Source organism: Streptomyces sp. sk2.1, assembly GCF_008120935.1.
Classification (GTDB): Bacteria; Actinomycetota; Actinomycetes; order Streptomycetales; family Streptomycetaceae; genus Streptomyces.
Genome location: NZ_RDBO01000056.1, coordinates 10881 through 36492, shown reverse-complemented (window position 1 = coordinate 36492; position 25612 = coordinate 10881). Strand labels below are relative to the sequence as shown.

The following is a 25612-nucleotide window of genomic DNA, read 5'->3' as shown; positions in this document are numbered from 1 at the left end:
CCCAGCGGGGTGAGGCAACGGGCGGATCGCACGGCTCTGCCGCGCCCGGTGCGGGGGCGCGGCCCGTTCCTGTGAGTCCCGGCCGGGGTCACATGCCGCACGGCGAGCAGCCGCCGTGAGGCATGCCCATGATTGGTCTGGACCAACTCGTGGTCAATGTTCTTTGCCGTTTCATTCCCCATTGCTTACCCGATGCGGCAACTCGGCGTGGAGGAAGGTGAGTTGGCGGCAGGGTGAACGATCAGGCCGGACCGAGGTGCGCGCCGAGGTACGCGGCCGTGCGGCTGTCCGCCGCCCGCGCCACCTCGGCGGGCGTTCCCGCGGCCACGATCCGGCCGCCCCGGTCGCCGCCGCCGGGGCCGAGGTCGATCACCCAGTCGGCACCCGCCACCACCGCCATGTCGTGCTCCACGACCACGACCGTGTCGCCCGCGTCGACGAGCCCGTGCAACTGCCGCGTCAGCACCTCGACATCGGCGGGGTGCAGCCCGGTCGTCGGCTCGTCCAGCAGGTACAGGGTGTGGCCCCGGCGGGTGCGCTGGAGTTCGGCGGCGAGCTTGATCCGCTGGGCCTCGCCGCCGGACAGCTCCGTCGCGGGCTGGCCGAGCCGCAGATAGCCGAGCCCGACGTCGAGCAGCGTCCGCAGACTGCGCGCGGCGGCCGGTGTGTCCGCGAAGAACCCCGCCGCCGACTCCACCGTCAGGTCCAGCACCTGCGCGATGTCGAGCCCGCGCAGGGTGACTTCCAGGGTATGCGGGTTGTACCGCGCGCCGTGGCAGTCCGGGCAGGGCGCGTACGTGCTGGGCAGGAAGAGCAGCTCCACGGAGACGAAGCCCTCGCCCTGGCAGGTCTCGCACCGCCCGCCCGCCACGTTGAAGGAGAACCGCCCGGCCCGGTACCCGCGCTCGCGGGCCGTGTCCGTCCCGGCGAACAGCTTCCGCACGACGTCGAAGAGCCCGGTGTACGTGGCCAGGTTGGACCGGGGCGTGCGGCCGATCGGCTTCTGGTCGACCTGGACGAGGCGGTCCACCGCCTCCAGCCCCAGCGCCGACGCGCACCCGGACACGGGGTGCTCCACGGGTGCGTCCGCGGCCCCGGCGGCCTGCCGGTCGGCGAGGGCCCCGGCCAGGACCTGGCCGACCAGGGTCGACTTCCCCGACCCCGAGACGCCCGTGACCGCGGTGAACACCCCCAGCGGGAACGCGGCGTCCACGCCCCGCACGTTGTGCCGCTCGACCCCGTTCAGCCGCAGCCAGCCCGTGGGTTCGCGGACTTCCCGCGCCGGGGCGGGCCCCTCGCCGAACAGGAAGCGCCGGGTGGCCGACTCGGGCACGTTCGCCAGCCCGGCCGGGGGACCGCTGTGCAGCACCCGGCCCCCGTGCTCACCGGCCAGTGGCCCCACGTCGACCAGCCAGTCCGCCCGGCGCACCACGTCCATCTGGTGCTCCACGACGAAGACCGAGTTACCGGCGTCCTTCAGCCGGCCGAGCACCCCGAGCAGCGACAGGGTGTCGGCCGGGTGCAGACCGGCCGAGGGCTCGTCCAGCACGTAGACGACACCGAACAGTCCGGAACGCAACTGCGTGGCCAGGCGCAGCCGTTGCAGTTCGCCGGACGACAGGGTCGGGGCCGTGCGGTCGAGACTGAGATAGCCGAGGCCGAGCTCGGTGACCGTCCCGATCCGGGCGAGCAGGTCCGCCGTCAGCACCCGCGCCGCGTCGTCGCCGCCCGCCGTGCGCAGCAGTTCGGCCAGTGAGGTGAGCGGCAGACCGGCCAGTTCCGCGATCGAACGGCCGGCGAAGGTGACGGCCAGCGCCTCCGGACGCAGTCGGCCCCCCTCGCACACCGGGCAGCGGGCGCTGGTCAGGAACCGCTCGGCCCTGGCCCGCAGGGTGCGGCTCCTGGAGTCCGCGAACGTGTGCATCACATAGCGACGGGCGCTCATGTACGTGCCCTGGTAAGGGCGTTGGATGCGTCCGGCCTCCCGCACCGGATGCACCGTCACCACCGGCTGCTCGTCGGTGAACAGGATCCACTCCCGTTCCCCGGCGCCGAGCTCGCGCCACGGGCGGTCGACGTCATGGCCCAGCGCGTCCAGCACGTCGCGCAGGTTCTTGCCCTGCCAGGCCCCGGGCCAGGCGGCGATCGCCCCCTCCCGGATCGACAGCGAGGGGTCGGGGACGAGCAGCTCCTCGGTGGTGCGGTGGACCCGGCCGAGGCCGTGGCACTCCGGGCACGCCCCGGCCGCCGTGTTCGGCGAGAAGGCGTCGGAGTCGAGCCGTTCGGCACCGGCCGGATAGTCCCCGGCCCGCGAGAACAGCATGCGCAGGGAGTTGGAGAGCGTCGTGACCGTCCCCACGGACGAACGGGCGCCGGGCGTCGAACGCCGCTGCTCCAGCGATACGGCGGGCGGCAGCCCGGTGACCTCTCCGACCGCGGGCGCGCCGACCTGGTGGATCAGCCGGCGGGCGTACGGGGCGACGGACTCGAAGTAGCGGCGCTGGGCCTCGGCGTAGATCGTGCCGAACGCGAGGGAGGACTTCCCGGACCCCGAGACGCCGGTGAACACGGTCAGGGTGTCGCGCGGGATGTCGACCGAGACGTCCTGGAGGTTGTGCTCGCGGGCGCCGCGCACCCGGACGTACGGATCGTGGGGGGTGGACATGCGCGCGGCTCTCCGTGGGGATCGGGTGCGGACCCGGCGGCCCGGGACAAACACTCCGATTCTAGGGCGCATCCGACAGGGGGCGCCGTTCTCCGTTCACCCGCGGGGCGCCGTTCTTCGTTCACCCGCGGGGCGTCGTGCGCCGGGCGCCGGCGGGAAAGGGCGCCCCGGGCGTCCGCGGTGGAGGAAGCCGTCGTCGCGGGGCCGGTCCCGTCCGGACCGGCCCCGTCACCGGGTTCTCAGCGGGAGGGGCGCAGCGCGCGCTTGATGGGCCGTCCCACGGCGCTGCGGGCGCGCTGGTACGTGGAGCGCTGGGAGGGCAGCAGGGAGGTCTTCGCGAGCTTCCGCTGGAGCTGGGCGTTCTCGGTGGCGAGCTCGGTGAGCTGGGACTGGAGCCAGTTCATCCGCGTCGCCGTCTCGGCGACATCCGTACCGGTCCAGGGCCGGACGCCCGGCGGGAAGGCCAGCTTGCTCATCCTCGCCTCGAAGGCGGCACCGCCGTCGCCGTGGGTGAAGGTGTTCTCCAGGCCGTTCTTGTCGAGGAAGTTCATGAACCGGTCGAACCGCTCCCGGTGACCGCGCGTCAGCGGTCCGAAGTCCGCCTCGGCGTGGAGGTCGGCGGGGTCGAGGTCGGCCGGGACCTTGGAGAGCGTCCGGTGCGGGATCTCGAAGTAGCGGCACAGCTCCAGCGTCCGGGAGTCGCCGCAGAGCACGGTGGCCGGTGTGCCGGCCAGCAGCGCCGCGATGTTGCCGTGGATCCGGGAGCCGAAGGAGAAGTCGAAGCCCCGCAGATCCTCCATCCAGGTGGTCGGGTCGATGTAGACCCGGACCTTGTCCTCCCCGTACATGGGGTGGTCGGGGTGGGTGGGGATGGTGGTGAGCGCGGCGTTCTGGTGGGACATGTCGCGCCAGTGCAGCTGCCGCGCCTCGGAGATGTTCTGGCCGATGAACCGGAGGTGGGGGTAGCGCGCGTGGGTGCGGTCGATGATCTGCCCGAGCTTGTGCTTGCGCACCGCGTCGTGCGATCCGTTGACGGCGATGCGCGACCCGGGCCCGAGCGGTCCGCCGCCCTCCCGGATGGTGAGGCCGTCGCCGTGCAGGAACATCGAGGGGCAGCCGATGACATCCACGTCCCGGAAGCCCATGTCCCGCAGGTACCGCTCGGTGAACTCCCCGCGCACCCCGATGGAGGCGCTGTGTTCGAGCACGGCGGAGACGAACGCGTAGACCGTGGGCTGCATGGGCTTCAGCCGGTCCGCGGAGTAGTTGACGCCGGTCTGGGCGCCGACGCCGGGGACCACGACGGGTATCTTCAGCTTCGATATGAGCTGGGTCAGCCGCTCCAGCTGGCGCTCGAAGGAGGGCCGGAAGGCGTTGGCGAGCGGGACGACGAAGACGTCGTACTCCTCGTTGATCCGGCCGGCGTCGGCGACCCGGGTGGCGATGCCGTTCGACGCCACCTCCGAACGTGGCGTCTCCAGGATCTTGTGAGCGGCGTCGCTGAAGATCAGGTTGCCCGAGTTGGTGGCGAACACGTCCTCATGGAGGGCGCGCTCGACAGGGACGGCGTCGTAGGGACTCTTCCCCGAGCGCAGGAGTATTCGCTTCACACCGTTAACGTTGGATGCCACAAACCTGAATATAGCTTTACAAACGCTTCTCGTTCCACGCGCATCCTGTACAACTTTTTGCCACCCGGGCGGAACGCGGGGGCGTGATCGTCCCTCCGCGGGCGCGCACGCGCTGTGTACGGACTCCCGGAACGGTGTGGGGTACACCGTACGGCCCTCTTGAGCCCCCGGCGACACCGCCCGTACGCTGCGTTCTGCGCACGGGCGCGCCTACCGGGGAGGTGGAAGCGCCGTCATGGCCGACTCACTGTCCGAGGACGACATCCTCGAAGCGGTCGCCCGGCATCTGGGCGGACCCGGCCGGGGTCCGCAGTTGCGCCGGACCGGTGCCGACGTCGCCCGGCTCCCCATGCTCGACCTGCGCATCGTCCGTTCCCTGGAGAGCCGCACCACCCGGTCGGAGAGCAGACCCGGCAGATACGACATATCGGAGCTGCCCGCGTACGAGGGCGATCTGCGCGACCATCCGGTCGAACCGCCGAAGGACCCGGCCCGGACGCGGACGGTGGAACTCGTGCTCCGCGGCTCGGGGAAGACGGTGGACTGCGGCTGCGACGGAGGACGCAAGCCGTGCGCGCGCTGCCGGGCCAAGGGGAAACTGCCCTGCGAAACCGGACCGATGTGCCCGGCCTGCGAGGGGGTGGAGCCCTGCACCTGGTGCGACGGCACGGGGGAGCGCCGCAAGGACCGGACGGAGGCCGGTCCGGCGCGGGAGCGCAACTCCCAGGGGCGTACCACCTGTCTGAAGTGCGGCAAGCCGCGCACCGCCTGTCCGGAATGCCGGGGTCGGGGCACCCGTGCCTGCCCGCGGTGCGACGACACCGGCTTCAGGGACTGCCCGGCCTGCGGGGGCGAGCGGTCCACGGAGCACACCCCGTGCGAGGGGACGGGCCTGGTCACGCTGTGGACGGCGGGATCGGTCCGGCAGGCCCCCGAGTGGAGCCCGCTGAAGCTCCCGGACCCGGCGCCGCCGCTGCGCGTGCGGCAGCAGACCGGACGTGCCGGCGCGTGGGAGAGGGCCACCCTGACCTCGGTCGACGCCCCGCTCCCCGACGGCCTGGACCCCGCCCACGTACGGGCCGTCGAAGGGGTCCTCGCGCCCGCGCGGCAGGAGGTCGCCCGGCGCGTCGACATCGGCTGGCTTCCGCTGGCGGCCGTCGAGATCCCGGACGACCCCGACCACGTCTTCTACGTCTTCCCCGGGCACGACGGTCCGCAGGTGCTCCCGGTCTGGTCCCGTCGCCGGTCGCTGCGGGTCGCCGCGGTGGTGGCCGGGGTGGTCGTCCTGGTGCTCCTGGTGGTCGCGCTCGTCTGATGTGCTGAGGGCATGAGGAACGACCACCGGCCCCTGGCCGTATTCGATTTGGACGGCACGCTCGCGGACAGCACCCACCGGCAGCACTACCTGGAAGGCCGCCGGCGCGACTGGAACCGCTTCTTCTCCGCGGCCGTCGACGACCCGCCACTGGCCGAGGGCGTACGGCTGGCCCTGAGCAGCGCCGAGGAGTGCGAGATCGGGTACCTCACCGGCCGGCCCGAGCGGTGCCGCCGGGACACGGTGGCATGGCTGGCCGAGCACGGCCTGCCCGAGGGGCGGCTGTACATGCGCCGCGACGGCGACCGCAGGCCCGCCCGGCGCACCAAACTGGAAACGCTCCGGCGACTGGGCCGGGAGCGTGAGGTGCGGATGCTGGTCGACGACGACGAACTGGTCTGCGACGCGGCGGAGCGGGCCGGCTTCGCCGTGGTGCGGGCCCGCTGGATGGCGGTGTCGCCCGCGATGGAGGACGCGCAGGAGCGCGAGGGCCGCACCTGAGCCCGGCGGCGGAACCGGCCCGTCCCGTGCCCGGCCGGGCACGGGACGGCGTGACGGCGCGTCGGCCGGACCGGCGTCACCGGTGGGCGGACGGCGGGTGACGGGGCGGGCGGCGCGGTCAGCCCGTCTCGTCTAGCCGGAAACCGACCTTCAGTCCCACCTGGTAGTGCTCGACCCGGCCGTCCTTGATCTCGCCGCGCACCTGGGTGATCTCGAACCAGTCGAGATTGTGCAACGTTTCAGAGGCTCTTGCGACGCCCCTGCGGATGGCATCGTCGACGCCCTCATGTGAGGTTCCCACGATTTCGGTGACCCGATAGACGTTGTTCGACATCTTATGTCCCCTTTCGTTCCTACCACGGTGCCCCACCCGGGCCGGGGGCGCGAGGGGTCGGTGGGCGTAATGTTCCGTGAACGGACCTTGACCAAAGTATTGGTCCATACCAAAATCCAGCCACACCCGTGCGAGCACAGCCCGCAGTCCCCCACACCGGGTCCTGAATTTTGTCGCGCCGTTTCGCAGAAGGTGAACCTGGTGAAGAACCGCATACTCGTCGGAGCCGTCGCGCTCGTTTCCACCTTTGCGCTGGGCGGATGCGGAATCCTCTCGGGGACGGAGGCATCCGGCAGCAAGAAGGTCACGATCTGGCTGATGAAGGACAGCGTTTCCGACGATTTCCTGAAGCGCTTCACGGAGGCGTACCAGAAGGATCACCCCTCCGTGGAACTGGAGTTCAAGTTCCAGAGCTGGAGCGGAATCGGGCCGAAGGTCACCGCGGCCCTCAGGAGCAAGGACGCCCCGGACGTCATCGAGGTCGGGAACACCCAGGTCGCCCAGTACGCGGAGAGCGGCGGTCTGCGCGACCTCACCCTGGAGTCCGTACGGGACCTCGGCAGCGAGGACTGGCTCCCCGGCCTCGCCGAGCCGGGCAGCATCGACGGAATCCAGTACGGAATCCCCTGGTACGCGGCCAATCGAGTGGTGATCTACAACAAGGAACTCTTCGAGCAGGCCGGAATAAAGAACCCGCCGAAGACCCGGGACGAGTGGATCGAGGACAGCGAACGGCTCAACAGCGGCGGAAATCAGGGAATCTACCTCGCGGGCCAGAACTGGTACGTCCTCGCCGGATTCATCTGGGACGAGGGAGGCGAACTCGCCGACGAACGGGGCGGGAACTGGGCCGGTGCCCTGGACAGCCCCGAGGCGCTGCAGGGGATGAGCTTCTACAAGGAACTCCAGGCGCTCGGCGACGGACCCAGGAACGCGGACGAGGAAAAGCCCCCGCAGGCCGACGTGTTCGCCAAGGGCAATGTCGCACAGATCATTTCGGTACCCGGGACCGTCGCCCAGATCGAGAAGAAGAACCCCGAACTCAAGGGAAAACTGGGCTACTTCCCGATCCCGGGCAAGACCGCGAAAGAGCCCGGTTCCGTCTTCATCGGCGGGTCCGACCTGATCGTGCCGGACAACGCCGACCAGCGGTCCGCGGGCATCGAGGTGGTCAAGGCGCTGGCGGGCCGCAAGTGGCAGGAAGAACTCGCCAGGACCATGAGCTACGTGCCCAACAAGCCCGACCTCGCCCGTGTCATCGTGGGCCAGGAGGGCACTGCGGCCATGGCCAAGGGCGCCACCCGGGGACGCGCCACGCCCAACTCCCCGCAGTGGGCGGACGTCGAGGCCGACAACCCGATCAAGCCGTACATGACGGCCGTGCTGGAGGGCGGCGACCCGGAGCGGGAGGCCAGGGCCGCCTCGGAGAAGATCACCTCCAGGCTCGCGGGCAGCTGACCGCACGGCGACCGGTGCGCGGCAGCACGGCGGCCGGTGCGTGACCGCTTCCGGACACCCCCGGGATTCAGACTTCGCACATCCCGGCGCTCCATGGCGGTCATGTCGAATCCAGCCGGTCACGGAAGAAGTAGGGGGCCGGGCCGTCGCCGCAGTGCGACGGCCCGGCGGCCGCCCTTGCCGATCCGTTCCCGGAGACCGTCATGAACGCGCTGCCCGTCACCCCGCTCCCCACCGCCCCCACCGTTCCCACCGTTCCCGTCATGAACGCGCTGCCCGTCACCCCGCTCCCCACCGCCCCCACCGTTCCCACCGTTCCACTTCCTGCCCCACCCCGGTTTCGTGGCGTTCCCGTACCGCGAGTACTCCGAGGTGTTCTTCGGCCCCGCCCCGTTACCGGGTGTCCCTCGCGACCGACCGGGAGGAGGTCCGGGCCGCCCAGCGGCTGCGCCACCTGGTCTTCGCCGGTGAGCTCGGCGCCAGGCTGGAAGAACCCGAACCCGGCCTGGACAGCGACGAGTTCGACGCCCACTGCGACCACCTGCTGGTACGGGAGGAAGCCACCGGCGAGGTCGTCGCCACCTACCGCCTGCTGCCGCCCGACCGGGCCCGGGCCGCCGGACGCCTCTACGCGGAGGGCGAGTTCGACCTCGGCCGGCTCGCCCCGATCCGCGACGACCTGGTCGAGGTCGGCCGGTCCTGCGTCCACCCGGCCCACCGCGACGGCGCCGTCATCGCGCTGGTCTGGGCCGGACTCGCCCGCTACATGGAACGCACCGGCCACAACTGGCTGGCGGGCTGCTGCTCCATCCCCCTCTCCGACGGGGGTGCGACGGCGGCCGGGGCCTGGGAGACCGTACGGACCAAGTACCTGGCACCCGAGGACCACTGGGTCACCCCGCACCGCCTCTGGCGGCCCACCGGGGCGGAGGGCCCCGTGCGCACCGGGCTCGCCACGCTCCCCCCGCTGCTCCGCGGCTACCTGCGGCTGGGCGCCCAGGTGTGCGGGGCGCCGGCCCACGACCCCGACTTCGACGTCGCCGACCTGTACGTGCTGCTGTCGCTGCGCCGCACCGACCCGCGCTACCTGCGCCACTTCCTCGCCCTCGCCCCGCTGCGATGAACCCCTGGCTGCCCACCGCACCCTGCACCCCGGGCGACTGCGCCACCCACCACGGCCGCACACGCGGCCGCCCGGCCGCCGCCGGCCTGCTGCTCACCGGGGGCGCCGTCGTCCTGGCCGGGGCACTCGCCGCCCCCTTCGTGCTGATGCTCGGCCCGGCCCGGCGGCAGTGGCTGATCCGGCGCTGGGCGTACGGTGTCGTGCGCGCCTTCGGGGTACGCGTACGGATCACCGGCCTGCCGGAACCCACCGGAGGAAAGGCCCCCGACACCCCGTCATACCCCACCGGAACGTCTCCGGGCCCGTCACATCCCACCGGAACGGCCCCGGGACCGTCACGACCGGCCGCCGGGCGGCCCCGCCCACCGGGGCCGCCCGGCGCGGCAGCCGCCCCACCGGGCACGCTCGTCGTCGCCAACCACATCTCCTGGCTGGACATCCCGCTCGTCGCGGCGGTGTTCCCCGGCCGGATGCTGGCCAAGCGCGAGATACGCGACTGGCCGCTGCTCGGCCCGCTCGCCGTCCTCGGCGGCACGCTCTTCGTGGAACGCGACCGGCTGCGCGCCCTGCCCACGACCGTGCGCGACATCGCGGCGGCCCTGCGCGGCGGGTCGCGCGTGGTCGTCTTCCCGGAGGGCACCACGTGGTGCGGGCACGGACCGGGCGGCCGGTTCTCGCCCGCCGCCTTCCAGGCGGCGATCGACGTCGGCGCCACGGTCCGCCCGGTACGCATCACCTACCGCACCGCACCGGCCGGGAGAGCCGGTCGGGCCCCGGCGGGCGGCCACCCGGCCGGCCACCGGGGCGCGGCCCCGCCGGAACACACCGGCGCGGCCGCGTTCGTCGGCGACGATCCGCTCGTCGCCTCGCTGTGGCGGGTGGTGACGGCGGCCGGTCTGACCGCCGAGATCAGCGTCCTGCCGCCGATCCCGGCGAACGGCCCGACCGACCGCCGCGCCCTGGCCCGGCTCGCCCGGGACCTGTCGGGCGGCCCCTGACCGGGCGGACGCGGGATCACCCGGCGGGCTCCCGGACCACCGTCGACGACGAGAGCGCGAACCGGCCCGCCGAATCCGTCCACCACCGGTCCAGGCGCAGACCGGCCGCGGCGAGTTCCGCCCGGACACCCTCCCGGCGGAACTTGGCCGACACCTCCGTGCGCAACTCCTCACCCGCCTCGAAGGACACCACCAGATCCAGCTCCGGGATCTTCACGCTGTGCGCCTCCCGGGCCCGCAGCCGCATCTCGATCCACTCCCGCTCCGGATCCCAGCGCGCCACATGGTCGAAACCGGCCGGATCGAAGTCCGCGCCCAGCTCGCGGTTCACGACCCGCAGCACGTTCCGGTTGAACTCCGCCGTCACCCCCGCCGCGTCGTCGTACGCGGCGACCAGCACCTCCTCGTCCTTCACCAGGTCCGTGCCGAGCAGCAGCGCGTCACCGGGGGAGAGCAGCGACCGCACCGACCGCAGGAACACCGCGCGCTCCTCGGGAAGCAGATTGCCGATCGTCCCGCCCAGGAACGCCACCAGCCGCGGCCCCGGAGTGCCCGGCAGCGCGAGACCCCCCGTGAAATCCGCGACCAGGGCGTGCACGGACAGCTCGGGCCGCTCGGTGAGCAGCGCCCCGGCGGCGCCGCGCAGCGCGCTCTCGCTCACGTCGACCGGTACGTAACTGTGCAGCCCGGGCAGCGCGTCCAGCAGGTGCCGGGTCTTCTCCGACGACCCCGACCCCAACTCGATCAGGGTCCGGGCCCCGGACGCCGCGGCGATCTCCCCGGAGCGGTCGACCAGGATCTCGCGCTCGGCACGGGTCGGGTAGTACTCCGGGAGCCGGGTGATCTCCTCGAACAGTTCGCTGCCGCGCGCGTCGTAGAACCACTTGGGCGGCAGGGTCTTCGGATGCCGGGACAGACCGTGCAGGACATCGGCGCGCAGCGCCGCGTCCGTCGCGTCCACCGGCAGGGTACGGGTCAGCAGGAAGGGACTCACGCAAGGGGCTCCTTGAGCGGGGTCAGCAGGACGTCGGTACGGGTCGCCGTCAGCAGCGTGCGGTCGGCCACGGTGCGCCAGCGCGGATCGTCGTCGTACGGTTCCGAGGCCACGACCGTGCGCGGGCCGGGCCCGGAGAGGTACGACAGGGTGTCGCCCCAGGTCGTCGCCACGATCGTGGTGCCGTCGGTGACCAGCAGGTTCAGCCGGGACTCCGGTGCCGCGGCGGCCACGTCGAGCACCGTGTCGGCGACGGCCTGCGGCAGGTCGTCGCCGTCGGCCAGCCGGCGCCTCACCAGGGCCCAGACCAGGGCCGAGTCGCAACGGGCGGCGAGGGCGAGCAGTTCGGCCGGCGGCAGCGCGGCGGCGAGCGGGGCCACCGAGAGGGGCCAGCCCCGCACCGCGCCGTTGTGGCTGAACAACAGCCGCCCGGCGGCGAACGGCGCGGCCGCGGCCTCACCGTCGTCGCCCGCCTCGGTGGCGTCCCGGACGGCGGCGAGCAGCGCCGTGCTGCGCACCACCCTGGCCAGGTCGGCGAACGTACGGTCGCCCCAGACCGGACCCGGCCGCCGGTAGCGGCCCGGCACCGGATCGCCCTCCGCGTACCAGCCGACGCCGAAACCGTCCGCGTTGACGGTCCCGTACCGCTGCAGGCGCGGCGCCCAGGACTGGCGCACGAGTGAGTGGGGCGGCTCGGTCAGCACTTCCCCCAGGGCCACCGACGGCCCCAGGTAAGCAATATGACGGCACATCACGCATCCCTGGCAGTACGGAAACCGGAGAAGATCTGGCGCCGCACCGGCAGGTCCCAGTTGCGGAACGTCCCCCGGCACGCCACCGGGTCCACGGCGAACGAACCGCCGCGCAGCACCTTGTGGGCGGGGCCGAAGAACACCTCGGAGTACTCGCGGTACGGGAACGCCACGAAACCGGGGTGGGGCAGGAAGTCGCTCGACGTCCACTCCCACACGTCACCGATCAACTGCCCCACGCCGAGCGGCGACCGGCCCGCGGCGTACGCCCCCGCGGGAGCGGGCCGCAGATGGCGCTGCCCCAGGTTCGCCCGCTCGGGGGTCGGGTCCTCGTCCCCCCAGGGATAGCGCCGCGAACGCCCCGACACCGGGTCGTGGCGCGCGGCCTTCTCCCACTCCGCCTCCGAGGGCAGCCGGCGCCCCGCCCAGCGGGCGAACGCGTCGGCCTCGTACCAGCTCACGTGGACCACCGGCTCGTCCCGGGGCACCACTTCGGTGACGCCGAAACGGCGGCGCAGCCACTGCCCGGCGTCCCGGTGCCAGAACAGCGGGGCCGCCAGTTCGTGCGCACGGACCATCGCCCACCCCTCCGGCGCCCACCAGCGCCGCTCGGTGTAGCCGCCGTCCTCGATGAACTCCCGGTACGCGCCGCAGGTGACCGGCGCCGTGTCGATGAAGAAGTCCGGCACCTCCCGCACGTGCGCCGGCCGCTCGTTGTCCAGCGCCCACGGCTCGGTGGACGTGCCCATGGTGAACGGGCCGCCCGGGACCAGGACCTCCGCCGCGAGATCCGCGGCGTCGGTGGGTGCGGGCGGGACCGGCGCGGTCAGCACGGCCGGCCCGGACCGCAGCTGATGGGTGATCAGCATCGTTTCGTCGTGCTGCTGTTCGTGCTGGGCGATCATGCCGAAGGCGAAGCCGGACCGCACCAGCGGCCGGGCGTCGTCCAGTTCGGTCCCGTCGAGCACGTCCAGCGCCCGGCCGCGCACCTCGGCGGCGTACGAACGGGCCTCGGCGGGGGCCAGCAAGGGCAGCGACGGACGCGTCGCCCGGGGATGCTCGAAGGCGTCGTACAGCCCGTCGATCTCCGGACGCATCGCGCTCCGTCCGGCCACCCCGCGCAGCAGCCACAACTCCTCCTGGTTGCCGATGTGCGCGAGGTCCCAGACCAGCGGGGACATCAACGGCGAGTGCTGGGCCGTCAGTTCGCGGTCGTCCACGCTGTCGGTGAGCAGTGCGGTGCGTCTGCGCGCGGTGAGCAGCGCGGCGAGGGCGCGTTCCCGGAGCGGTTCGGGGTCCGTCCCGTGCGGGGCGGACCCGGTGGGTGCGGTGGATTCGGTCATGAACGCAGTCCCTCGGAACAGTGGCCCGGCCGGTCGGGTGAGCCCGGCGCGAGCAGTTCGGGAAGATCGTCGGCCGGACACCGGCCCCGTGCGGTGAACCGGTCGTGGAACCCGGTCACCGTCTTCAGCACGTCCTTCGTGACCCCCAGCCGGGGCAGCGCCTCCAGCGCGATCCCGAAGCAGGCGGTGGCCGCCTCCCGCAGCGCGGGATCGGCCAGACCGCTGCGGGCGGCGGCCGTCCAGAGCGGATTGCACGGCGCGGGCCGTGCCCCGGCCGCCCCGGCCAGCGGTTCCACGACGCGGTACACCGCCTCGGCGGCCTCCGGATCGTCGAACAGGGCGGTGGTGACGGCGAGCGGCACCAGCCACCCGTCCGCACCGTGCTGCGCGTCGATCATGCGGAGCTCCAGATGCCCGCGCGGGCGAACCGGCGGGAAGAGCGTGCTGATGTGGTAGTCGAGATCCGCGCGCACCGGTGGTCTCGGCGCGCCGGTGCGGATCCAGTCGCGGAACGTCAGCCCGTCCGGCACGGCCCAGGGGCCCGTGTCGTCCCGGATGCACATCACCGGCGTGTCCAGGACGTGCGCGGCCCAGGCGTCGCGCGGCGGCAGCAGGCCGGGCGGGGCCAGGGGACGCCAGGGGTCGAGAGCGGCCCAGAGCGACTGCCGGGCGGACCGCCACGGCGTCGGGCGGCCGAGCCGGTAGGGCGAGTTCGCGAACACCGCCACCAGGACCGCGCCCAGCAGATGGGAGAGCTGCCAGCGCCGTTCGAGACCGAGCGGCCCCGGCTCCTCCGTACCGGCGTCCAGACAGACCTGGACGGACGCGCTGGTGCACATCATGGCGCGGCCGGCCGGCCCCGACCGGTCGAAGGCGGCCTCCATGGCGTCGTAACGGGGTTCGCGCAGCAGCCGGCGCGGGGAGTGCCACGGGTCGACGCCCAGCCCCACCGGGGCGAGGCCCGCCCGGTCCAGGGCGTCACGCACCGCGGTGAGATCGACGGTGGTGGCGTCGATGCACGCCATCAGGGAATCGGCGGGGAGCGAACTGAGTTCCAGCTGGCCGCCGGGTTCGAAGGTGAGCGCCGCGTTCAGGGGCAGGGCCCGCAGTGCGGCGGCCGCCGCGTCGAGACGGTCGGGGGAGACGGGGACGCGGGGTCGATCGCGGTCGTGAATGAGCCATTCGAGTTCGACACCGACCCTGCGGGGCGGGCCCGTCTTGAAGCAGATGCAACGCAGTAAGTCCTCCGCCTCGCCCTCGCCGAGGGGCGGGGACTGGCCGGGCGGACCGTGTTCTCCGGGTGTGTCGGACGACATGCCGGGGCCTCCTTTCCGAGTGCCTCCGTACCACCCAAACCCCTGCGGATGGATCGCACAAGGGCGCCCCCGCGCGCCGGAAAACCGGTTGCGCCCGCATCGCGGCGGCGACGAGCATGCCCCGTATGCACCACATGGGGGAGTACCGATGAGCGCCCGCCTGCGCGGCATCGCGCGTGAGACCGAGGCCATCGTCCGGGCCGGCCGCTACCGCACCGGGGACGGGCGGGAGGTGAGCATCGAACGCGCCCTGACCGCCGCGCTCTCGGGAACCAGGCTGTACGGTCCGGAGCCGGTGCCGGTCGCGGTGCTCGACTCCGACCGCACGCCCGTCGTCGAGGTCACCGACGAGAGCAGCCTGCGGGCGGCCCACCGGATGACCACCGAGGGCCCCGGCAAGGTCGCCGTCCTGAACTACGCCTCCGCCCGCAACCCCGGCGGTGGCTACCTCAACGGCGCACAGGCCCAGGAGGAGGCCCTGTGCCGCGGCTCCGCCCTGTACGCCACCCTGCTGCGCGCGCCCGACCACTACGCCCACCACCGCGCCGAACGCAGCGCCTTCTACACCGACCGGGTGATCCACTCACCCGGCGTACCGGTGTTCCGCGACGACCGGGGCACGCTGCTCGACACCCCGTACACCGTCGGTTTCCTCACCTCACCGGCGCCCAACGCCGGAGTCATCCGCAGCAGCGCCCCCGAGGAGGCCCACCGCATCCCCGCCGCGCTCGCCTCCCGGGCCGAGCGGGTGCTGGAGGTGGCGGCGGTGCGGGGGTACCGCAGACTGGTGCTGGGCGCCTGGGGCTGCGGTGTGTTCCGCAACGACCCGGCGGAGGTGGCCGGTGCGTTCCGGGCGCTGCTCCTGGACGGCGGCAGGTTCTCCGGGCACTTCGAGCAGATCGTCTTCGGCATCCTCGACCGGAACCCCGAATCCGCCACCCGGGCCGCCTTCGATCGTGTGTTCGGTGACCGGCCCCGGCCGTAGACCGGTCCGGCGGCAGAACGGTCCCGGTGGTGGATCAGCTCCAGCCGTAGCGCTCCCGCAGCCGCCCGGCGACCAGATCGAACCTGTTCCGGTCCAGCGCGCACGCCTCCCGCCGCATCCCGTCCTCGTGGACCCGCAGGACCCGGTCCAGATCGGCCCACGACGGACGGCCCGAGCCGTCCCACGGCCCGGCCCCCAGCGCCACCCACTCGTGGTCCCGGTCGTGCTGCTTGCTGGACAGCTGCACGGCGAGCAGGGTGCCCGCCTCCTCACGGGCCACCACCAGGACCGGACGGTCCTTGCCGCGCCCGTCCCCCTCCTCGAACGGAACCCAGGTCCAGACGATCTCGCCGGGGTCGGGGTCGCCGTCCCGGTCGGGGGCGTACGAGGTGCGGACCGGGCCCACGTCGCGCGGGTCGGCCTCACGGGTGGCGGCCGGGCCGGTGCGGCCGGGGAAGTCGTCCGGGTGGGTGACGCGGTCGTCACGGTGCTGGATGGTCATCCCCACACCGTAGGACCTGCGCGGCCCGTCACGGGGAAAGGGGCCGGTGGGCCGGGTCGCGCGCCGGACGGCGGCCACCCGGCGCACGGCGCCCCCGCCCGGCGCCGACGGGCCGACCGCACACCCGCCGCGCGGGTCTGGAAGACTGCCCGACGCCATGAGCCAGTTACCGAACCAACCCGCCCCACGCCCCGTTCCCACCAGCGCCGACGTCGCACGGCTCGCAGGTGTCTCCCGGGCCACCGTGTCGTACGTGCTGAACAACAACGCGACCGTACGGATCAGCGAATCCACCCGCCGCCGGGTCAGGGAGGCGGCCACCGACCTGGGCTACGTGCCGCACGCCGCCGCCCGCAGCCTGCGCGCCGGACACACCCGCATGGTGCTGCTGCCCACCGCGAACTTCCCGGCCGGCCCGCTCCAGCACCGGTTCTTCCACGAACTGGAATCCGGGCTGCGCCGCCTCGACTACACCGTGGTCCAGTACGGCAGCACCGGACTCGCCCCCGAGGACGTGCCCCGCGCCTGGGCCGAACTCCGCCCCGTCGCCGTCATCGCCCCCAGCACGATCTCCCTCACCCCGCAGGGCATATCCGTGCTCGGCCGCTCCGGGGCCCGAGCCGTGATCACCCTCGGTCCGCAGCCGGTACCCGGCGCCCACGCACTGGTCATGGACCAGCGAAGGGTCGGCAACTGCGCGGTCGGACACCTGCTGGAGCGCGGCCGGCGGAACATCGGCGTGGTCATGCCGGAGGAGGCGGGTCTCGTCCCGTTCTCCGAACCCCGGCTGGCCGGAGCCAGACAGGCCGCACGGGGTGGCGACGCCCGGATCGAACCGCTGCCGCTGCGGTACGACGAGGAAGCGGCCGCCCGGCTCGCGGCCCGCTGGCACGCCCTGGACCTGGACGCCGTGTTCGCCTACAACGACGAGTACGCGATGCTCCTGATGCGCGCCCTTCAGGACGCGGGCGTCGACGTGCCGGGCGAGGCCGCCGTGGTCGGCGCCGACGACCTGATGCTGGGCAGACTGCTGCGGCCCCGCCTCAGCACCGTACGCCTGGAACTGGCCACGGCACAGCCGCTGGCGGACCTCGTCGACCGGCTGGTGCGACAGCCCGGCGGGACCCCCGAGCACCACGACCTGCTGCGCGCCGGGGCGATCCACCGCGAGTCCAGCTGAACCGCCGGAACACCCGGACCGCGGCCCGCGGCACCGCCGCGACGTGCGGTCCGCGCACCACGTGCCTAGCGTCATGACCATGAGTCATCCGCAGAGCTACGAGATCCTGCTCGTCCCCGGATTCACCGGGGAGGGCGACGACGACGCCGAGCCGGGCGGTCCGATCCGCTCGGCGACCGTCTCGGCCACCGGCGAGACGGGCGCGTCGGGCTACCCGCGGTACGCGGGCGAAGGCATCGTGGCGGACATCGACCCCGCCACGCACGCGGTCGAGGCCCTGCTCGTCGACGGCGCCGAACTGGCCTACGGGCTCTCGGCGAGGGTCGGGGAGAAGAACGCCGAGACGGGCGCCGACGCCTGAACCGTCCGGCGCCCGGACCGCCGGCCCCGGACGGGCCGGGCGCCGGTGGCACACGCCCGGCGCCCGGGGCCGACGGCGCCGGGAGTCCGGACGCGGCAACGAGCCCGGACGCGGACACGGCAGGGGCCCGGCCCGTCGCGAACCGCCGACCGGCCGGACCCCGCCAGGGGTGTGCGGAACCCGCTACTGCCCCTTCTGCCCCTTCTGCTGCTCCTCGATGGACTTGCGGACCTCGTCCATGTCCAGCTTCCGGGCCTGCCCGATCACGTCCTCCAGCGCCGCCGGGGGCAGCGCACCGGGCTGCGCGAACACCGCCACGTTCTCCCGGACGATCATCAGGGTGGGAATGGAGCTGATCTCGAAGGCCGCCGCCAGCTCCGGCTGGGCCTCCGTGTCGACCTTGGCGAAGACCAGGTCGTCATGGCGCTCCGACGCCGCGTCGTAGACCGGCGCGAACTGCCGGCAGGGCCCGCACCAGGAAGCCCAGAAGTCGATCAGGACGAAGTCGTTCCCGCTGACGACCTGGTCGAAGTTTTCCTTGGTGAGCTCGATGGTGCTCATACTCCGCTACCTCTTCCTGTGCCCGTTCGGACCTGTCCGGCACAACGGTGCCCGTGCATGCGCTATTCCACCTGCCCGTGTGGCCACCGCCCACACCCACCAGCAGACTGTCCCCATGACTGATCCCTCCCTGAACGCCGAGTACGACGTCGTGGTGATCGGAGCCGGTCCGGTCGGCGAGAACGTCGCCGACCGGGCCCGCGCCGCCGGACTGAGCACGGCGGTCGTCGAGTCGGAACTCGTCGGCGGCGAATGCTCCTACTGGGCCTGCATGCCCAGCAAGGCGCTGCTGCGCCCCGTCGTCGCCCGCGCCGACGCCCGCCGCGTCCCCGGCCTCGCCGACTCCGTGCGGGGGCCGCTCGACACGGCGGCGGTGCTCGCCCACCGCGACGCGTACGCCTCGCACTGGAAGGACGACGGCCAGGTCGCCTGGCTGGAGGGCATCGGCGCGGACCTCCACCGGGGCCGTGGCCGGCTCACCGGTGAGCGAACGGTCCTGGTCACCGCCCCCGACGGCACGGAACACCGGCTCACCGCCCGGCACGCCGTCGCCGTCTGCACCGGCAGCCGGGCCGTCGTCCCCGACCTGCCCGGCATCGACGGGGCCCGCCCCTGGACCAGCAGGGAGGCGACGAGCGCCAAGAAGGTGCCCGGCCGCCTCGTGATCGTCGGCGGCGGCGTGGTCGGGGTGGAGATGGCCACCGTCTGGCAGGCCCTCGGCGCCCGGGTGACGATGCTGGTCCGCGGCACCGGAATCCTGCCGAGGATGGAGCCCTTCGCGGGCGAACTGGTCGCCCGCGCCCTGACGGAGGCGGGTGCCGACATCCGCACCGGGGTCTCGGCGACCTCCGTGCGGCGCACGGTGCCGGACGGCCCGGTCCTCGTGGAACTCGACGACGGCACGAGCGTCGAGGCCGACGAGATCCTCTTCGCCACCGGCCGGGCCCCGCGCACCGACGACCTCGGCCTGGAGACGGTGGGTCTGGAACCCGGCTCCTGGCTCACCGTCGACGACAGCTGCCGCGTCGACGGCACCACCTGGCTCTACGCCGTCGGCGACGTCAACCACCGGGCGCTCCTCACCCACCAGGGCAAGTACCAGGCACGCGTCGCGGGCGCCGCGATCGCCGCCCGCGCCACCGGGGCCCCGGCAAGGACCGGTCCCTGGGGCGCCCACGCCGCCACCGCCGACCACGCGGCCGTTCCCCAGGTCGTCTTCACCGACCCGGAGGCCGCCTCGGTGGGCCTCACCCTCGCCGAGGCCGAACGGGCCGGCCACCGGGTCCGCGCCGTCGACCAGGACCTCGCCGCGGTGGCGGGGGCGGGCCTGTACGCGGAGGGCTACCGGGGCCGCGCCCGCATGGTCGTGGACCTCGACCGGGAGATCCTGCTCGGCGTCACCTTCGTCGGTCCGGGCATCGGCGAACTGCTGCACTCGGCGACGGTCGCGGTCGCCGGCGAGGTCCCCATCGACCGGCTGTGGCACGCGGTCCCGGCCTACCCGACGATCAGCGAGGTGTGGCTGCGCCTGCTGGAGGCGTACCGGGGCTGAGCGCGAACGGGCGGGACGGGGGGCCACCGGGGCCGGGCGGCAGCGGTGGCCCCCCGTCCGACCTGGTGTGCGGTAGATCATGATGACTGGTGGCCACGCCGCTTCCTACGATGCGTGACTGATGCACCTATCACCGCGAGCACCCGCCCGACCCGAGGAGACGAATTCCGTGAGCACCAGTGACGCCGGGCCCGAGAGCTACTACGAGCGGACGGGCGCGGGCCGTTACCGGCCCACGGTCCACGCGGGCGGCGCGTGGAGCACCGACGAACAACACTTCAGCCCGCTCGCGGGGCTCGTCGCGCACGAGATCGAGGAGCACCTCGCCGAGCGCCCCGGGAACCTGGTCCTTTCGAGGATCAGTTACGACATCCTCGGCCGCATCGCCCTCGACGAGTGCGAGATCACCGTGGAGACCGTCCGCCCCGGCCGGACCATCGAGCTCCTGGAGGCGACCGTGGTCATCGGCGACCGCCCGGTCGTCCGCGCCCGCGCCTGGCTGCTGTCCTCCCAGGACACCTCGTCCGTGGCCGACAGCCCCCACGAGCGGCTCCCCGCGCCGGAGGAGCTCACCCCCTGGGCGATGGACGAGGAGTGGGACGGCGGCTACGTCTCCTCCATCGACGTCCGCCGGCTGCCCCCGTCCCGCAGGGGCCGCACGGCGGCCTGGATCTCCTCGCGCCTCGACCTGGTGGCGGGCGAACCGAGCAGCGCCCTGGCCTCGTACGTCGCGCTCGTGGACACCGCGAACGGCATCGCCGTGCAGCAGGACCCCGAGAAGTGGGTGTTCCCCAACCTCGACCTGACGATCCATCTGCACCGCAGGCCCCGGGGCCCCTGGACCGGGCTGGACACCACGGTCACCTTCGGCCCGACGGGACAGGGGCGCACCAGCAGCGTCCTCCACGACGTCGACGGGCCCGTCGGCCACGCCGAACAGATCCTCACCGTCCGCCCGGCGGCGCACGACTGAGTCACCGGACGGCCGGAGCGGCATTCGTACCGGGGGTGAGGACGGCCGCGAGCAGCGACTTCGTGTACGGATGCCGCGGCGCGTCGAACACCTCCTCGGCCGTGCCCTCCTCCACCACCTCCGCGTCCTTCATCACCAGCACCCGGTGACTCATCCGCCGGACCACCGCCAGATCGTGCGAGACGAACAGCAGGGCCGTTCCCAGGCGTTGCCTCAGGTCGTCCAGCAGGTCGAGGATCTGCGCCTGCACCGACGCGTCCAGCGCCGAGACCGGCTCGTCGCACACCAGGACGGCGGGGGACGGGGCGAGGGCGCGGGCGATGGCGACCCGCTGGCGCTGGCCGCCGGAGAGCTGGTCGGGGCGGCGGCGCAGATGCTCGGGGCCGAGCCCCACCAGGCCCAGGAGTTCGAGCGTGCGGGCGGCCCGGTCCTCGTGCCGGGGGATGCCCTCCGCGATGATCCAGGACACCGTGAACCTCGGGTCGAACGCGCCGTACGGGTCCTGCTGGATCAGCTGGATACGGCTGCGGCGCGGCCGGCGGAGCCGTTCGGGCAGCTCCGACCAGGGCTCCCCGCCCAGCCGGACCCGACCGGCGCGGGGCCGCAGCAGCCCGGTCGCCAGCCGGGCCACGGTGCTCTTGCCGGAGCCCGACTCACCGACCAGCCCCACCGTCTCGCCCGCGCGCAGCACGAAGGACACGTCGCGGACCGCCGTGCGGGCCCCGTACGCCAGTGACACCGAGTCCACCTCCAGCACGGTCCCGGTCCGCAGCGGCGCCCGCACCGGGGCACGCAGCACCGACGCCTCCAACAGGGCCCGGGTGTACGGGTGCCGGGGCGCGGCGAGCAGTCCGGGCGTCGGCCCCGTCTCCACGACCGAACCCTCCCGCAGCACCGCCGTGCGGTCCGCGATCCGGGCCACCACCCCGAGGTCGTGACTGATCAGCAGCAGCCCGGTCCCCTCCTCCTTCGCCCCGGCCAGCAGATCGAGGATCTGGGCCTGCACGGTCACGTCCAGCGCGGTGGTCGGCTCGTCCGCGATCAGCAGCCCCGGACCGGCGGCCAGCGCCGAGGCGATCAGCGCCCGCTGGCGCAGACCGCCGGAGAGCTCGTGCGGATACTGCGCCGCCCGCGCCTGAGGGTCGGGGACGCCCACCCGGCGCAGCAACTCGACGACGCGCGCGCCGATCAGCGACCGGTCCACCGTGCGGTGCAGCCGCATCGGCTCCGCGACCTCGGCCCCGATCCGGCGCAACGGATCCAGCGACACCAGCGCGTCCTGCGCGACCAGCCCGACGACCCGGCCCCGCACACCGCGCCAGTCGCGCGCCCGGAACCCCGTCGCGTCCCGCCCGGCCACCCGCAGCGTCCGCGCACTCGTCCGCGCCCCGGCCCCGGCGAGCCCGAGCAGGGCGCGCGCCACCGTGCTCTTGCCCGACCCCGACTCCCCGACCAGGGCCAGGCACTCACCGGCGGCGACGGAGAACCCGACGTCCCGCACGGCGTGCACCGCGCCCGTACCGCCGGTACCGGGCCCGAAACGCACCTGGAGCCCCTCGACGGCCAGCAACTCGCTCATGCCCCGACTCCCTTCGGTCCACCGGGGCGCAGCGAACGCCCCAGCACCGTCACCGACAGCACCACCACGACGATCGCCAGCCCGGGGAAGGTGGCCGTCCACCACGCCGTCGCCAGGAACTCCCGCCCGTCCGACAGCATCGACCCCCACTCCGCGGCGGGCGGCGGCGTGCCCAGGCCCAGGAAGCCCAGCGCCGAACCGGAGATCACCGCCGTACCGGTGCCGATGGTGGCCAGGACCAGCAGCGGCCCCGTCACATTGGGCAGCACGTGCCGCAGCACGATCACCGGCCGCCGCACCCCCAGCACCTTCGCCGCCTCCGCGAAGTCCGAACCGGCCACCAGCAGCGCCTGGCCCCGCACCAGCCGCGCGTATGTGGGAACGGCCGCGATCCCGATCGCCACCAGCACATTCGCCGTGCCCGAGCCGACGACCGTCACCACCAGCAGGGCCAGCAGCAGTTCGGGGAAGGCCAGCAGCACGTCCAGGCCCCGCATCAGCGTCCGGTCGACCGGACGCGGGCCGGTCGCCGCCACCAGCCCCACGACGAGCCCGGCCAGCACCCCGAGCGCCGTCGCGCCGAGCCCGATCGTCAGCGACGGGCGCGCCCCGTACACCACCCGGGACAGCACGTCGCGCCCCAACTCGTCCGTCCCGAACGGGTGCGCCCCGCCGGGCGGCCGGAACGCCGCGACCACATCCGTGTCGTTCGGCGGGTGCGGGGCGAGCAGCCCGGGGAAGAACACCGCCACCGCAAGCAGCGCCAGCACCGCGGCGGCGACCACCGGGGCCACGCGCCGTCCCTCCCACCGGGCCACGAGCCCGCCCCGGGTCCGCGCGACCGTGCTCATACGCTCGCCCCTTCCGTGCGCAGCCGGGGATCGATCACCAGATAGGCGAGATCCACCAGCAGATTCACCACGACGAACGCCGCCGCGGACAACAGCACCAGCGCGGTCACCACGGGCACGTCCTTCGACGTCACCGCGGTCACCAGCACCCGGCCCAGACCCGGCCGGGCGAACACCGTCTCGGTGAGCACCGCCCCGCCCAGCAGGCTGCCGACGATCCAGCCGGACAGCGTGGCCACCGGCAGTGCCGCGTGCCGCAGGGTGTGCCGCAGCAGCACCGTCCGTTCGCTCGCGCCCCGCGCCCGCGCCGTCAGCGCGAACGGCCTGGCGAGCGCCTCGTCGAGCTCCTGCCGCACGACCCGGGCCAGCACCCCGCCGATCGGCAGGGCGAGGGTCAGCGCGGGCAGGATCAGCGCCGCCGGCCCCTGGTCGCCCGCGGCGGGCAGCAGCCGGAAGCGGTACGACAGGAACGTGAGCGCCAGGATGCCGAGCCAGTACGACGGCACGGACACGGCGAGCAGCTCCAGCCCGGAGACCACCGCACGGGCGACCCGGCCGCGGCCCGCGGTCGCGACGGCCGCCACGAACGCGATGAGCAGCGCCGGCACCGTCGCCGCCAGCGCCAGTTCCACCGTCGGCCCGATCTGGCCCGCCAGCACGTCGCCGACCGGCAGGCCCAGTTGGTACGAGCGGCCCAGGTCCCCGGTCAGCAGACCGGCCAGTTGCCGCAGGTACTGCACCAACAGCGGATCGTCGAGCCCGTAGTCGGCCCGGATCCGCTCGCGCAGCTCGGGCGTCGCGGCCGTCGAGGGACCGAGCACGGTGTCCACCACGTCGCCCGGAACCAGGTGCAGCACCAGGAACGACACGGTGGCCGCACCCCACAGCACCACCACCCCGGCACCGAGCCGGCGCGCCACGGGCAGCGCCCATCGATGGATCGTGGACATCAGTCGGCGTCCACCCACGCGCCCTGGAACAGCGGCCACGCCGAGGCGTCGAACGCCACGTCGTGAGCCCGGCCGCGGATGCCCAGCTGACGCGTGCCGACGAACGCGGGCAGCGCGTACCCCTGGGACACGACCCGCTGCTGCACCTTCGCGTACAGCGCCCAGCGCTCCTCGCGCGAGACGGTCGCCGTCGCCGCGTCCAGCCAGCCGTCGATGCGCGGGTCGTGCAGCCGGGAGCCGTTCGCCCCGCCGTCGGCGAGCTGACTTCCCGAATGGAAGACCGTGCGCAGCAGATCCGGGTCCGAGCCGCCCCAGGCGAAGGCGATGACGTCGTAGTCGCCCCGGTCGCGCACCGGGGTGTAACCGCCCGCGTCCAGCGGTTCGAGGACCAGTTCGACCCCCACCTTCTTCAGGGCGTCCTGGACCGCGGTGTCGAACGTGCGCCGCTCGGGCTTGGTGTACGCCGGGACGTACAGCAGCGTCAGCCGGAACCTCCTGCCGTCCTTGGTCCGGTACCCGTCGGAGTCCCGGCCGGTCCAGCCGAGCCCGTCGAGCAGCGCCCCGGCTCTGGCCGGGTCGTGCTTCCAGGTGTTCTCGACGGCCGCGGAGTAGCCGGGCGTGGACGGGCTGAGCGGGCCCCAGGCCCGCCGGTACTGCCCGGAGAAGACCGCCTTCGTGATCGCCTCCGTGTCGACGGCGTGCAGCACGGCGAGCCGGGCGTCGAGCCGGTCGAGCGGGGCGCGCCCGGTGTTGAGGAAGTACGAGTAGACGATGCCGGGCGAGTCGTGGCCGCTGATCGTCAGGCCCGGCTGCGACTTCAGCGAGGCGACCCGGTTGGCGGGCAGGGCGTCGGCGACGTCCGCCTGGCCGGAGGTCACCGAGCCGACCCGGGTCGCGTTCTCGGGCAGGAAGGTGACGACCAGCCGCTCCAGATGGGCGGGCCCGTCGTTCCGCGCCGACGCCGGGGCCCAGGCGTAGTCCTCGTTGCGGGCCAGGACGAGCCGCTGGCCCTTGACCCGGGACACGAAGGTGAACGCGCCCGTGCCGACCGACGCCGGGCCGCCCGCGGCCAGTTCGCCGGGGCGGTCGCGCAGCGCCTTCGGGGAGTGGAAGCCCAGGTACGTCGTCGAGACGGCGTGCAGGAACGAGGCGTACGGCTTCTTCAGCCGGACCGTCACCGTGTGCCTGTCCACCACGTCCGTGCGCTCGTACGGGCCGATGAGCGTGGCCGCGTACTGGGACTTGGTGGCCGGGGCGACGACGCGGTCGAAGTTCGCCCGCACGGCCGCCGCGTCGAAGGGGGTGCCGTCGGTGAACCGGACGTCGTCGCGGAGCCGGAAGGTGTAGGCGCGGCCGTCGTCCGACACCTTCCACTCCTTCGCCAGCCACGGTTCGAACCCGCCGTCCTCGCGCTGCGCCACCAGGGAGTCGAAGACATTGCGCATCAGCACCCCCACGATGTCGGCCGGGGACACGTGCGGGTCGAAGTTGTCGGGCTCGACGTCGGTGGCGAAGGTGAGCGTCCCGCCGTCGCGCGGGGTGCCGCCCGTGCCCGGGGCGGAGTCGGCCGCGACGCCGGAGGAGCAGGCGGTGAGGCCGGCGGCGGTCAGGGCACCGGCGGACAGCAGGAGGAAGGACCGGCGAGTGGGCACGGCGGGGCTCCGTTCGGAGAAGGGATACGGGAGGGG

The 25612-nt window shown here is 73.4% G+C and carries 24 protein-coding genes; 10 read left to right on the top strand and 14 right to left on the bottom strand.

From position 1 onward, the window contains the following. Nucleotides 1-241: 241 nt before the first annotated feature. A complete protein-coding gene (locus tag EAO76_RS20990) occupies nt 242-2665 on the bottom strand; it encodes an excinuclease ABC subunit UvrA (protein ID WP_148837492.1) in 2424 nt (807 codons plus the stop codon). 239 nt (nt 2666-2904) lie between these two features. After that, entirely contained in the window at nt 2905-4275 is a 1371-nt protein-coding gene (locus EAO76_RS20985) for a polysaccharide pyruvyl transferase family protein (RefSeq protein ID WP_148837491.1), read from the bottom strand. A gap of 256 nt (nt 4276-4531) precedes the next feature. Between EAO76_RS20985 and EAO76_RS20980 the strand changes: the two genes are divergently transcribed. Next, nucleotides 4532-5611 (top strand): hypothetical protein, encoded by a 1080-nt coding sequence (locus tag EAO76_RS20980; RefSeq protein WP_148837490.1) that lies wholly within the window; start codon nt 4532-4534, stop codon nt 5609-5611. Nucleotides 5612-5623: 12 nt separating this feature from the next. Then, the gene (locus EAO76_RS20975; RefSeq protein ID WP_148837489.1) at nt 5624-6112 is read left to right on the top strand and encodes a hypothetical protein; all 489 of its coding nucleotides are present in this window, start codon (nt 5624-5626) and stop codon (nt 6110-6112) included. A gap of 118 nt (nt 6113-6230) precedes the next feature. On the opposite strand, the gene EAO76_RS20970 is transcribed toward EAO76_RS20975, so the two are convergent. Beyond that, nucleotides 6231-6446, bottom strand: coding sequence for a dodecin (locus EAO76_RS20970; protein WP_148837488.1), 216 nt, complete (start codon nt 6444-6446; stop codon nt 6231-6233). A 201-nt stretch (nt 6447-6647) separates the two neighbouring features. Here EAO76_RS20970 and EAO76_RS20965 point away from each other — a divergent pair, with 201 nt between their 5' ends. Further along, entirely contained in the window at nt 6648-7904 is a 1257-nt protein-coding gene (locus EAO76_RS20965; RefSeq protein ID WP_148837487.1) for an extracellular solute-binding protein, read from the top strand. A 100-nt stretch (nt 7905-8004) separates the two neighbouring features. Here the strand turns inward: EAO76_RS20965 and EAO76_RS20960 are convergent, their stop codons facing one another. Then, on the bottom strand, nt 8005-8217 hold the full coding sequence (locus EAO76_RS20960; RefSeq protein ID WP_148837486.1) for a hypothetical protein: 213 nt from the start codon (nt 8215-8217) through the stop codon (nt 8005-8007). A gap of 87 nt (nt 8218-8304) precedes the next feature. Here EAO76_RS20960 and EAO76_RS20955 point away from each other — a divergent pair, with 87 nt between their 5' ends. Both EAO76_RS20955 and EAO76_RS20950 read left to right on the top strand, forming a co-directional pair. Continuing rightward, on the top strand, nt 8305-9027 hold the full coding sequence (locus EAO76_RS20955; protein WP_148837485.1) for a GNAT family N-acetyltransferase: 723 nt from the start codon (nt 8305-8307) through the stop codon (nt 9025-9027). After that, on the top strand, nt 9024-10025 hold the full coding sequence (locus EAO76_RS20950; RefSeq protein WP_262375627.1) for a lysophospholipid acyltransferase family protein: 1002 nt from the start codon (nt 9024-9026) through the stop codon (nt 10023-10025). Before EAO76_RS20955 ends, EAO76_RS20950 begins: the two co-directional genes overlap by 4 nt. A gap of 16 nt (nt 10026-10041) precedes the next feature. Here EAO76_RS20950 and egtD read toward each other — a convergent pair whose 3' ends face one another. From egtD to egtA, 4 genes are read right to left on the bottom strand one after another with little or no spacing between them, the layout of a single operon-like run. Continuing rightward, on the bottom strand, nt 10042-11019 hold the full coding sequence (gene egtD, locus EAO76_RS20945) for an L-histidine N(alpha)-methyltransferase (protein WP_148837484.1): 978 nt from the start codon (nt 11017-11019) through the stop codon (nt 10042-10044). After that, nucleotides 11016-11771, bottom strand: a complete 756-nt coding sequence (gene egtC / locus EAO76_RS20940; protein ID WP_148837483.1) for an ergothioneine biosynthesis protein EgtC — start codon at nt 11769-11771, stop codon at nt 11016-11018. Before egtC ends, egtD begins: the two co-directional genes overlap by 4 nt. After that, nucleotides 11771-13114 (bottom strand): ergothioneine biosynthesis protein EgtB, encoded by a 1344-nt coding sequence (egtB, locus tag EAO76_RS20935; RefSeq protein WP_148837482.1) that lies wholly within the window; start codon nt 13112-13114, stop codon nt 11771-11773. The genes egtC and egtB overlap by 1 nt, the downstream gene beginning before the upstream one ends. Beyond that, nucleotides 13111-14430 carry an ergothioneine biosynthesis glutamate--cysteine ligase EgtA gene (gene egtA, locus EAO76_RS20930; RefSeq protein WP_148837481.1) on the bottom strand — a complete coding sequence of 440 codons (1320 nt, stop codon included), beginning with the start codon at nt 14428-14430 and terminating at the stop codon, nt 13111-13113. Before egtA ends, egtB begins: the two co-directional genes overlap by 4 nt. Before the next feature lie 148 nt (nt 14431-14578). On the opposite strand from egtA, the gene EAO76_RS20925 reads away from it, so the two are divergent. Beyond that, nucleotides 14579-15415: a TIGR02452 family protein gene (locus EAO76_RS20925; protein WP_148837480.1), complete on the top strand. Its 837-nt coding sequence runs from the start codon at nt 14579-14581 to the stop codon at nt 15413-15415. A 34-nt stretch (nt 15416-15449) separates the two neighbouring features. Here the strand turns inward: EAO76_RS20925 and EAO76_RS20920 are convergent, their stop codons facing one another. Next, nucleotides 15450-15917, bottom strand: coding sequence for a type II toxin-antitoxin system PemK/MazF family toxin (locus EAO76_RS20920; protein WP_148837479.1), 468 nt, complete (start codon nt 15915-15917; stop codon nt 15450-15452). A 157-nt stretch (nt 15918-16074) separates the two neighbouring features. Here EAO76_RS20920 and EAO76_RS20915 point away from each other — a divergent pair, with 157 nt between their 5' ends. Both EAO76_RS20915 and EAO76_RS20910 read left to right on the top strand, forming a co-directional pair. Beyond that, on the top strand, nt 16075-17097 hold the full coding sequence (locus EAO76_RS20915; RefSeq protein WP_148837478.1) for a LacI family DNA-binding transcriptional regulator: 1023 nt from the start codon (nt 16075-16077) through the stop codon (nt 17095-17097). Nucleotides 17098-17176: 79 nt separating this feature from the next. Beyond that, the gene (locus tag EAO76_RS20910; RefSeq protein ID WP_316248360.1) at nt 17177-17458 is read left to right on the top strand and encodes a hypothetical protein; all 282 of its coding nucleotides are present in this window, start codon (nt 17177-17179) and stop codon (nt 17456-17458) included. 183 nt (nt 17459-17641) lie between these two features. Here EAO76_RS20910 and trxA read toward each other — a convergent pair whose 3' ends face one another. Continuing rightward, nucleotides 17642-18019 (bottom strand): thioredoxin, encoded by a 378-nt coding sequence (gene trxA, locus EAO76_RS20905; protein WP_148837476.1) that lies wholly within the window; start codon nt 18017-18019, stop codon nt 17642-17644. Between the two features lie 115 nt (nt 18020-18134). On the opposite strand from trxA, the gene EAO76_RS20900 reads away from it, so the two are divergent. Then, complete coding sequence (locus tag EAO76_RS20900) at nt 18135-19571, top strand: NAD(P)/FAD-dependent oxidoreductase (RefSeq protein WP_187438722.1); 1437 nt, start codon at nt 18135-18137, stop codon at nt 19569-19571. A gap of 169 nt (nt 19572-19740) precedes the next feature. Then, on the top strand, nt 19741-20544 hold the full coding sequence (locus EAO76_RS20895; protein ID WP_262375626.1) for a thioesterase family protein: 804 nt from the start codon (nt 19741-19743) through the stop codon (nt 20542-20544). Nucleotide 20545: 1 nt separating this feature from the next. Here EAO76_RS20895 and EAO76_RS20890 read toward each other — a convergent pair whose 3' ends face one another. From EAO76_RS20890 to EAO76_RS20875, 4 genes are all read right to left on the bottom strand, one after another. After that, entirely contained in the window at nt 20546-22123 is a 1578-nt protein-coding gene (locus tag EAO76_RS20890; protein WP_148837474.1) for an ABC transporter ATP-binding protein, read from the bottom strand. Further along, nucleotides 22120-22974, bottom strand: a complete 855-nt coding sequence (locus tag EAO76_RS20885; protein WP_148837473.1) for an ABC transporter permease — start codon at nt 22972-22974, stop codon at nt 22120-22122. Before EAO76_RS20885 ends, EAO76_RS20890 begins: the two co-directional genes overlap by 4 nt. Next, the gene (locus EAO76_RS20880) at nt 22971-23924 is read right to left on the bottom strand and encodes an ABC transporter permease (protein WP_148837472.1); all 954 of its coding nucleotides are present in this window, start codon (nt 23922-23924) and stop codon (nt 22971-22973) included. Before EAO76_RS20880 ends, EAO76_RS20885 begins: the two co-directional genes overlap by 4 nt. After that, a partial coding sequence (locus EAO76_RS20875; protein ID WP_222872188.1) for an ABC transporter substrate-binding protein occupies nt 23924-25612 on the bottom strand: 1689 nt, incomplete at its 5' end. The genes EAO76_RS20880 and EAO76_RS20875, both read right to left, overlap by 1 nt.

Bases quoted from the DNA above. Each gene is read 5' to 3' on its own strand.
- egtA (WP_148837481.1), bottom strand. From the start codon at position 14,430: ATGTCGTCCGACACACCCGGAGAACACGGTCCGCCCGGCCAGTCCCCG.
- egtB (WP_148837482.1), bottom strand. From the start codon at position 13,114: ATGACCGAATCCACCGCACCCACCGGGTCCGCCCCGCACGGGACGGAC.
- EAO76_RS20950 (WP_262375627.1), top strand. From the start codon at position 9,024: ATGAACCCCTGGCTGCCCACCGCACCCTGCACCCCGGGCGACTGCGCC.
- EAO76_RS20920 (WP_148837479.1), bottom strand. From the start codon at position 15,917: ATGACCATCCAGCACCGTGACGACCGCGTCACCCACCCGGACGACTTC.
- egtC (WP_148837483.1), bottom strand. From the start codon at position 11,771: ATGTGCCGTCATATTGCTTACCTGGGGCCGTCGGTGGCCCTGGGGGAA.
- EAO76_RS20900 (WP_187438722.1), top strand. From the start codon at position 18,135: ATGACTGATCCCTCCCTGAACGCCGAGTACGACGTCGTGGTGATCGGA.
- trxA (WP_148837476.1), bottom strand. From the start codon at position 18,019: ATGAGCACCATCGAGCTCACCAAGGAAAACTTCGACCAGGTCGTCAGC.
- EAO76_RS20885 (WP_148837473.1), bottom strand. From the start codon at position 22,974: ATGAGCACGGTCGCGCGGACCCGGGGCGGGCTCGTGGCCCGGTGGGAG.
- EAO76_RS20970 (WP_148837488.1), bottom strand. From the start codon at position 6,446: ATGTCGAACAACGTCTATCGGGTCACCGAAATCGTGGGAACCTCACAT.
- EAO76_RS20980 (WP_148837490.1), top strand. From the start codon at position 4,532: ATGGCCGACTCACTGTCCGAGGACGACATCCTCGAAGCGGTCGCCCGG.
- EAO76_RS20975 (WP_148837489.1), top strand. From the start codon at position 5,624: ATGAGGAACGACCACCGGCCCCTGGCCGTATTCGATTTGGACGGCACG.
- EAO76_RS20990 (WP_148837492.1), bottom strand. From the start codon at position 2,665: ATGTCCACCCCCCACGATCCGTACGTCCGGGTGCGCGGCGCCCGCGAG.
- EAO76_RS20910 (WP_316248360.1), top strand. From the start codon at position 17,177: ATGAGTCATCCGCAGAGCTACGAGATCCTGCTCGTCCCCGGATTCACC.
- EAO76_RS20925 (WP_148837480.1), top strand. From the start codon at position 14,579: ATGAGCGCCCGCCTGCGCGGCATCGCGCGTGAGACCGAGGCCATCGTC.
- EAO76_RS20890 (WP_148837474.1), bottom strand. From the start codon at position 22,123: ATGAGCGAGTTGCTGGCCGTCGAGGGGCTCCAGGTGCGTTTCGGGCCC.
- EAO76_RS20915 (WP_148837478.1), top strand. From the start codon at position 16,075: ATGAGCCAGTTACCGAACCAACCCGCCCCACGCCCCGTTCCCACCAGC.
- EAO76_RS20880 (WP_148837472.1), bottom strand. From the start codon at position 23,924: ATGTCCACGATCCATCGATGGGCGCTGCCCGTGGCGCGCCGGCTCGGT.